This window comes from Cupriavidus sp. 01L46, from assembly GCF_056399905.1.
Window position 1 is genome coordinate 1 of record NZ_JBFTSF010000284.1, and the last position, 7,763, is coordinate 7,763.

The window sequence follows — 7,763 nt, forward strand, 5'->3', positions numbered from 1 at the left end:
AGCCTGCTGCTCGCCGTCGGCGGCGGCCTGGAGAGCACCAGCCTGGCCAGCTGGCTGACCGCGCCGAGCCGCTTCTGGGCAATCGGCCCGGCACTGGCCGCCACGCTGTTCGACGGCGGCCGCCGCCAGGCGATGGCCGACAGCGCGCGCGCGCAGTTCGATGCCAGTGCCGCCGACTATCGCGCAAGCGTGCTGCGCGGCTTCCAGGAGGTAGAAGACAACTTTGCCGCGCTGCATGCGCTGCAGGAAGAGGCCAGCAGCCAGCAAGCCGCCACCGAGGCGTCCGAGCGCGCTCTGGCGCTGGGGCTGGACCGCTACCGCAAGGGCGCGGTGGCCTACCTGGATGTCAGCGTGCTGGAGAGCACCGCGCTTGCCAGCGAACGGGCCGCCGAACAGGTGCACCGACGCCAGTTGATCGCGAGCGTGATGCTGGTCAAGGCGCTGGGCGGCGGCTGGCAACGGACTGCCGTGACGCCATAGCGGCGTAGCGGCGTAGCGGCGTAGCGACATCGGCAGCATCAGCGGTGCATGACGGGATTGTAATGAGATGGTAAGGCCGAGGTCACCGCGCAAAACCAATACTGGTGACAGCCTTTCATCATCTCGATGAAAGCGCGGTGGCCCCAGCGACACCGGGCCCTTCCAACTGAAAGAGGTAACGCACCATGAAAGCAATCGTTCGCACAGTCTTGCTGTCCTGCGCCCTGGCAGTGCCGGCTCTGTCCTTCGCGCAAAGCGAGCCGGCGCCACTCACCCGTGCCGAAGTCCGCGCCGACCTGATCCGGCTGGAGCAAGCCGGCTACCAGCCGGGCCGCGGCGACGACGCGACGTATCCCCAGGACATTCAAGCGGCCGAAGCCAAGGTGGCAGCRCAAGCTGCCGCGGCAGCCAAGGGGGACGCGGCAAGCATGCCACCACAGGCGCAGGCTCAGGCCAGCATGCAACCTCGGATCGATGCCGTGCGCAGCGCCTTCTACTACGGCGCATGACGCGTCAACGCCGCTGCACGCTACGCGTTCCGGCCGCGAATCGCGCGCCCGGAACGCGGTATGGACCGTGCGAAACACAAACGGCGGTGGCGTCAAAGCTTGCTCAACACACTGGGGCAAAACGCGGAAGTGCATAGCCTCGCGGCGGCAGGCCTTAGAATCTCTCTCATGTTCGTTTCGAGATCTCGAATCTCGCCAAAACCATGATGAAGAAGCGCCCCCTCCTCGCCGCCCTCCTATTGGCGTCGATCGCCGCCCACGCACAACCGCCCGGCAAGGACGCGGCCCCCCTCGGCCTTGAGCTTGGCAAGACCAAGTGCGCGCGGATGACCCCCGGCCCGAATCGCGTCAAGACTGGCACCGCGCCGTGGGCCGGCGGGGACACGGTGGAGCTCAAGCACCTTGACCGTTTCAATCTGCCGGGCCTGACCCGCGCGATCGTGAACTGCGACGCGGGCGACACGGTGGCGCTCGTCACACTGACGTTCGACCGGTCCGCGCTGGATGACGTGAGCAAGAAGCTCGATGCCCGCTACGAGTCCAAGCGCAAGACCGAGCCCAGTGCCGAGAACGGCTACGCCGAGTGGGAGGCAGCCAACGGCAGCCTCGAGATGCTCTACGCGCGCGACAGCAAGCAGTTCACCCTGGCGTATTGGGCCAAGGGCGCCAAGGCCAAGTACTTCGCCTACAGTGGCACGAGCGACAAGAAGCCGGCCGCGCCTGCGCAGCCAACGCATCCTGTGCAGCCACCCCAGACACAACCCGCGCCGCTGTAACTGCCGCCCGAAAATGGGCTTTGCGCCCCCGCCTTCAACGCACTTGCTGCAAGCGGCGCAGCAACCGCCGTCCGGCATCGATCACGCCCGGATCGGCTGTCATCTGGTACCGCACGATCATGCCTTCCACGCAAAGCATCGCCTCTTCAGCAATGGCATCGGGCTCCGGCAGGCCAAGGCGCCTGACCAGCGAACCGATATAGGCCGCCAGTTCCGCCTTGTGCGCCACGGATTGCGCCACCTGAGTGCCCTCGCCAGAGGCGCCCGCCTCGGCCACCGCATTGATAAACGCGCAACCGCGAAAATCCTTGTCGGAGAACCAGCCGGCCAGCGCCTGCGCGATGACCTCCAGGCCGGGGCTGGCGGCAAAGCGCGCTTCCACGTCCTGCTCGAACCAGCGCATCCAGCTCTCGTGGCGCTGGTCGAGGAAGGCCGCGATCAACTCGTTCTTTGAGGCGAAATGCCGGTACAGGGACATCTTGGCCACGCCTGACTCGGCGATGATCTTGTCGATGCCGGTCGCGCGCAGCCCGTCCTGGTAGAACAGGCGGGCGGCGGTATCCAGGATGCGCTCGCGGGCAGAAGGCGTGGCCATGGCTGAAGTGTTCCTTGCTGCGAAAAATGGGGCGATTATCCCTGATCGGGCCATGCGGCTTATAAGCTGAGATCGCTCAGGCTGGCGTGGTCGTCCGGCCGGCGCCCCAAAGGCCAGAAGAATTTGCGCTCGGACTCCTTGATCGGCGCATCGTTGATGCAGGCAAAGCGCCGCTGCATCAAGCCGGCTTCGTTGAACTCCCAGTTCTCGTTGCCGTAGGAGCGATACCAGTTGCCCGAATCGTCATGCCACTCGTACGCGAACCGTACCGCGATGCGGTTGCCGTCGAACGCCCACAGTTCCTTGATCAGGCGGTAGTCCAGCTCCTTCTGCCACTTTCGCGCCAGGAAGCCGACGATGGCCTCGCGCCCGTTCACGAACTCCGCACGGTTGCGCCACGCGCTGTCGACGGTGTAGGCGAGCGCCACACGCTCGGGGTCGCGGCTGTTCCAGCCGTCTTCGGCGCCGCGTACTTTCTGGATGGCGGTTTCACGGGTGAACGGGGGCACGGGCGGACGGATTTCGGGGTTGGACGACATCGACTTCTCCTGGCTGCGACAGCAATGAATTAAAAAAAGCGGCCTGTAGCGCATTCTGCGAACTCAAAATGATACAGACTTGTCTACATTATTTTAGTAGACAGGTCTGTCTGTCAAGCCGAATCTGCAGGCGTGAAAAAGCCGGCAATCAGCCGGCCTGGAATCCACCATCAGCGCCGAGGAAGCGCTCAGCGCGGGCGCCGCATGTGGAACAGCGCCTCGGGCCCGATCTCGAAGTAGTCGGCCGGCCCGCCGCCGCGCAGGATCGGCCGGGCCGCGGCAGTGTCATAGATGCCGTCCTTCAACAGCGCCTTGTCCACGTGCACGCCGACCACCTCGCCCAGCACCAGCCAGGTCGGCACCTGATGGCCATCGACGCCCTCGAGCTGGATCAGCTGGGTGAGCTTGCATTCGAACGAGACCGGGCTTTGCGCCACCCGCGGCACCGCGACCATGCGCGACGCCACCGGCGTGAGCCCCGCCAGTTCGAACTCGTCGACCTCCGGCGGCACGGCCGCGCAGCTCGCGTTCATGGCGTCGGCCAGCGGCCGCGTGGCCAGGTTCCAGCAGAACTCGCGGGTCTGCTCGATATTGCGCACGCTGTCCTTGTAGCCAATGCTGGAAAAACCCACGATGGGCGGCGTGTAGTTGAAGGCGTTGAAGAAGCTATACGGCGCGAGATTGACAATCCCATCACCACCGCGCGACGAAATCCAGCCGATCGGGCGCGGCCCGACGATGGCGTTGAAGGGATCATGCGGCAGGCCATGCCCGTTGGCGGGCTCGTAGAAATAGGGTTCGGCGGACACGAAGCGGGAGACTCGGGAAAACAGCGTTGAAAAGCGGAGGCAGCGCTGCCGCCCCGTTGACCAGTTGTTGGCCGGGTGCCCGTGGGCGCCGGACCAGCTGTCTGCGATGCTACCAGTTGCCGCGCCAGCGCGTTCGGCGCGGCGCGGTTGGCTCAGCGCCCTCCCGCGGCGGCGGCCGGCTCGTCATAAGCGTCCTGCGCCAGCAGCACCAGATCGGCGACGGCCTTGCCACCCGCCGAAAGATGCGCGCGCATCGCGGCAGCCGCCGCGTCCGCGTCGCCCGCCAGTACCGCCGCCACGATCACGCCGTGCTCCTGGAAGGAACTCGGCACGCGAGCGGGGTTGATGAGTCCGCGATGGCGCCAGTAGATCGCCAGCCRCCGCCGCAGCATGCGGATCTGCTCTGCCAGATAAGGGTTGGCTGTAGCCTGATAGAGCACGTCGTGGAAATCACGGTTGGCATCCACATAGCCCGGCGTATCGGCCGCCTCCACAAAGGCCCGGCCATGCTCGAACGCCGACGACAGCGCCGCCCTGCCCGCCTCGCTGATGCGCTGCGTTGCCAGCCGGGCCACCACGCCCTCCATCTCAGCCAGCGTCTCGAACATCGCCACCAGTTCGGCCACGGTTGGCTTGTGCACGAAGATCCCCGCGCGCGGCACGATCGTCACCAGGCCTTGCGCCGCCAGCATCAGCAATGCCTCCCGCACCGGCGTGCGCGAACTGTCGAATTGCTCGGCCAGCGCACGCTCGTCCAGCTGAGATCCGGGCTTCAGCTTGCCGGCGTGAATCTCTTCCTCAATCGCCTCCCGGATCCGGTCCTGGAGCGATTGCACGGGTAAACCTCGATTTGATGCTTCCTTTGGCATATCTAAAATCAACCTCAATATATCTAAACATCAATCTTATATGCAAAAACACGGCGAACCTCGGCTCAGTATCGATGGAAGCGTTGCAACCATCACCTTTGAACGTCCCGAAGTGGCGAATCGGCTAAGTCCGCATGATTTGCTGGTACTTCGCGAGCATATCAACTCCATCAATGCGATGGAGACTGTTTTGGTTCTGCGCTTCACCGGTACCGGCAAGTATTTCTGCAGCGGCTACGACATCGGCGCGCTGGCCAGCGCCGACGAGGCGGGGGCGCCGGCCTTCGGCGAGATGATCGACCTGATCGAAGCCGCTCGCCCCGTCACCATCGCGGCGGTCAACGGCGGCGTCTATGGCGGCGCCACGGATCTGTGCCTGGCCTGCGACTTCCGCGTGGGCGTGCCCCACTGCGACATGTTCATGCCGGCCGCCAGGCTCGGCCTGCATTTCTACCGGGGCGGGCTGGAGCGCTATGTCAGCCGGCTGGGCGTGGACACGGCCAAGCGCCTCTTCCTGACGGCTGACCGGCTCGATGCGGATGCAATGCTCAAGGTGGGCTTCCTGACCGAGATCGTCACGGCCGACGCCCTGGCGCAGCGCGTCGATGCGCTCAGCGCCACRCTCGCCGGCATGGCGCCCATTGCCCTGCTGGGCATGAAGCAGGCCCTGAACCAGATCGCGCGCGGCGCGCTGGACACGGCCGCGCTGGAACGCGAGATCGCGCGGGCCGGGGCGTCGGCGGATTTGTGCGAGGGCGCAGCCGCCTGGCGCGAGAAACGCGCCGCGGTATTCACCGGCAGGTAGGCACGCCGCGGAAAGCAGAAAGCAGAACGCAGAAGACAGAACACGGAACACGGAACGCAAAAAACAAAACCCGGAGACAACGATGACCAAGCGGCACCCAACCCTGCTGTTCCTGCTAGTGTCCACATCCGCCCTGGCCGGCCCCGCGCTGGCGGTGGACGCTTTCCCAATCAAGCCGATCCGCGTGGTGATCGGCTTCCCCGCTGGCGGCGGCGCCGACAACGTGGCGCGGCTGTATGGCGATGCGCTCTCCAAGGAACTCGGGCAGCCGGTCATCATCGACAACAAGCCTGGCGCGGGCACCACCATTGCCGCCGAGATCGTGGCCAAGGCCCCGGCCGATGGCTACACGCTGTATATCGCCTCGGCCAGCCTGATGGGCGGCGACAAGGTGCTCTACAAGAACATCCGCTACGAGCCCACGGACTTTGCGCCCATCACGCGGCTGACCGTCTCGCCGCTGCTGCTGGCGGCCAACAAGGAATCCGGCATCACCAGCGTGGCCAACCTGCTGGCGAAAGCCCGCCAGCACCCCGGCGCGCTCAATTACTCGTCCTCCGGCAACGGCGTGATCACGCACCTGGCCGGCGTGCAGTTCACCAAGCTGGCCGACGTCCAGCTTACCCACGTGCCCTACAAGGGCGGCGCGCCGTCCGCGCAAGCGGTGGCCGCCGGCGATGCGCAGTTCACCTTTGCCACGCCGGCTTCCGTGCAGGCCATGATCGATACCGGCAAGGTGGTCGGCATTGCCGTCACCTCCGCCAAACGCTCTTCCGTGCTGCCGAACTATCCGACCATCGCCGAAGCCGGCATCAAAGGCTACGACGTGACCAACTGGTACGGCCTGTTTGCCCCGGCGCAAACACCGCCCGCCGTGATCGAGAAACTCTTCGCCGCTTCCGCCAAGGCACTGGCCAAACCGGAATTGCGGGCCAGGCTGGCCAGCCGCGGCGAAGAAGTCTCGCCGTCCGCATCGCCCGCGGAGTTCCGGCAGTTCGCGCAGCGAGAAGGAAAGACCGTGGCAGATCTGACTTTGAGCAGCGGCGCCAGGATCGACTGAGCCGCACGCCCTTCCCGCACTCGTTCGATATACCCGGGGCCTCCCGGCCCAAAAGGATTTCCATGAATCGCAATGCCGCAAACCTCCCGCTCGCGGGCTTTACCGTGGTGGACCTGACCCGTGTGCTGGCCGGTCCCTACTGCACCATGATGCTGGCCGACCTCGGCGCGCGCGTGATCAAGATCGAGAACCCCGCAGGCGGTGACGACTCCCGGCATGTAGGCCCGTTCGTGGATGGCGAGTCGGCATACTTCGCCTCGGTCAACCGCAACAAGGAATCCATCGCGCTCGACCTGAAATCCCCACGCGACCGTGAAGTGCTGGAGGCGATGATCGCCGGCGCCGATGTGCTGGTGGAGAACTTCCGCGCCGGCGTCATGGAAAAGCTCGGCTTTACGTGGGAAACCTTGCACGCCGCCAACCCTCGTCTGGTCTATGCCTCGATCTCGGGCTTCGGCCAGACCGGCCCCTACCGCGACCGGCCCGCCTACGACATGGTGGTGCAGGCAATGGGCGGCCTGATGAGTGTGACCGGCCAGGCCGGCGGCGACCCGGTGCGGGTCGGCGTGTCCATCGGCGACCTTGGCGCGGGACTGTATGCCGCCATTGGCATTCAGTCCGCGCTGCTCAAGCGCAGCCGCACAGGGCTTGGCGAACGCGTCGATATCGGCATGCTCGATTGCCAGGTCGCGCTGCTGGAAAACGCCATCGCGCGCCACTCCGCCACCGGTGCCGTGCCCGCGCCGCTGGGCACGCGCCATCCCTCCATCACGCCGTTCGACATGTTCAAGACCGCTGACGGCTTCATCGTCATTGCGGCGGGCAACGACACCCTGTTCCAGAAACTCTGCGCCGCGCTCGGCCTGCCGGAGCTGGCTGCCGACCCGCGCTTTGCCACCGTGGTGGCGCGCAACCAGCACCACGCCGAACTCAAGACTTGCATGGAAGCGCGCCTGGCCAATGCGGACAGCGCCACCTGGTCGGCCACGCTGGAAGGCGCGGGCGTGCCGCACGGCCCGCTGCAAAGCGTGGCCGACATCGTGCAGGACCCGCACGTGCAAGCGCGCGGCATGCTGCTGCAAGCCAGCATCGGCGAGGACCGCCCGATCACCCTGGCCGGCAACCCGATCAAGATCGGCAGCCAGGCAGGTGCGAGCGGCTTCCGGCGCTCGCCCAKACTGGACGARCATCGCGCAAGCCTGCTGGAGGAGTTTGGCCAGCACGTCGAGGTAGGCTGAAACGAGATCAGCTTCGAAGCGTTCAATGCCTTGGCTCCAGCTCGAGCCGGTTGTCTGCGACGGCGAGCGTCACCGGATCGCCC

Annotated in this window: 10 protein-coding genes; 6 read left to right on the forward strand and 4 right to left on the reverse strand. The window is 65.8% G+C overall.

The genetic code is table 11. The features are described from left to right. From AC1DS3_RS31590 to AC1DS3_RS31600, 3 genes are all read left to right on the forward strand, one after another. On the forward strand, window positions 1-480 hold a 480-nt coding region (locus AC1DS3_RS31590), incomplete at its 5' end, for a TolC family protein (protein ID WP_477128684.1). A 185-nt stretch (window positions 481-665) separates the two neighbouring features. Continuing rightward, a complete protein-coding gene (locus AC1DS3_RS31595; RefSeq protein ID WP_441639928.1) occupies window positions 666-989 on the forward strand; it encodes a DUF4148 domain-containing protein in 324 nt (107 codons plus the stop codon). Between the two features lie 206 nt (window positions 990-1,195). After that, complete coding sequence (locus tag AC1DS3_RS31600) at window positions 1,196-1,765, forward strand: hypothetical protein (protein ID WP_441639944.1); 570 nt, start codon at window positions 1,196-1,198, stop codon at window positions 1,763-1,765. Window positions 1,766-1,799: 34 nt separating this feature from the next. Here AC1DS3_RS31600 and AC1DS3_RS31605 read toward each other — a convergent pair whose 3' ends face one another. The 4 genes from AC1DS3_RS31605 to AC1DS3_RS31620 form a co-directional block, all read right to left on the reverse strand. Next, window positions 1,800-2,360, reverse strand: coding sequence for a TetR/AcrR family transcriptional regulator (locus tag AC1DS3_RS31605; protein WP_441639929.1), 561 nt, complete (start codon window positions 2,358-2,360; stop codon window positions 1,800-1,802). A gap of 59 nt (window positions 2,361-2,419) precedes the next feature. After that, the gene (locus AC1DS3_RS31610) at window positions 2,420-2,899 is read right to left on the reverse strand and encodes a nuclear transport factor 2 family protein (RefSeq protein WP_441639930.1); all 480 of its coding nucleotides are present in this window, start codon (window positions 2,897-2,899) and stop codon (window positions 2,420-2,422) included. A 188-nt stretch (window positions 2,900-3,087) separates the two neighbouring features. Next, complete coding sequence (locus AC1DS3_RS31615) at window positions 3,088-3,708, reverse strand: flavin reductase family protein (protein WP_441639931.1); 621 nt, start codon at window positions 3,706-3,708, stop codon at window positions 3,088-3,090. A 152-nt stretch (window positions 3,709-3,860) separates the two neighbouring features. Then, window positions 3,861-4,544, reverse strand: coding sequence for a GntR family transcriptional regulator (locus AC1DS3_RS31620; RefSeq protein ID WP_477128685.1), 684 nt, complete (start codon window positions 4,542-4,544; stop codon window positions 3,861-3,863). Between the two features lie 73 nt (window positions 4,545-4,617). On the opposite strand from AC1DS3_RS31620, the gene AC1DS3_RS31625 reads away from it, so the two are divergent. From AC1DS3_RS31625 to AC1DS3_RS31635, 3 genes are all read left to right on the forward strand, one after another. Then, the gene (locus tag AC1DS3_RS31625) at window positions 4,618-5,382 is read left to right on the forward strand and encodes an enoyl-CoA hydratase/isomerase family protein (protein WP_441639933.1); all 765 of its coding nucleotides are present in this window, start codon (window positions 4,618-4,620) and stop codon (window positions 5,380-5,382) included. Between the two features lie 82 nt (window positions 5,383-5,464). Next, window positions 5,465-6,442 carry a Bug family tripartite tricarboxylate transporter substrate binding protein gene (locus AC1DS3_RS31630; RefSeq protein ID WP_441639934.1) on the forward strand — a complete coding sequence of 326 codons (978 nt, stop codon included), beginning with the start codon at window positions 5,465-5,467 and terminating at the stop codon, window positions 6,440-6,442. Between the two features lie 62 nt (window positions 6,443-6,504). Next, complete coding sequence (locus AC1DS3_RS31635; RefSeq protein WP_477128686.1) at window positions 6,505-7,680, forward strand: CaiB/BaiF CoA transferase family protein; 1,176 nt, start codon at window positions 6,505-6,507, stop codon at window positions 7,678-7,680. Window positions 7,681-7,763: the final 83 nt, after the last annotated feature.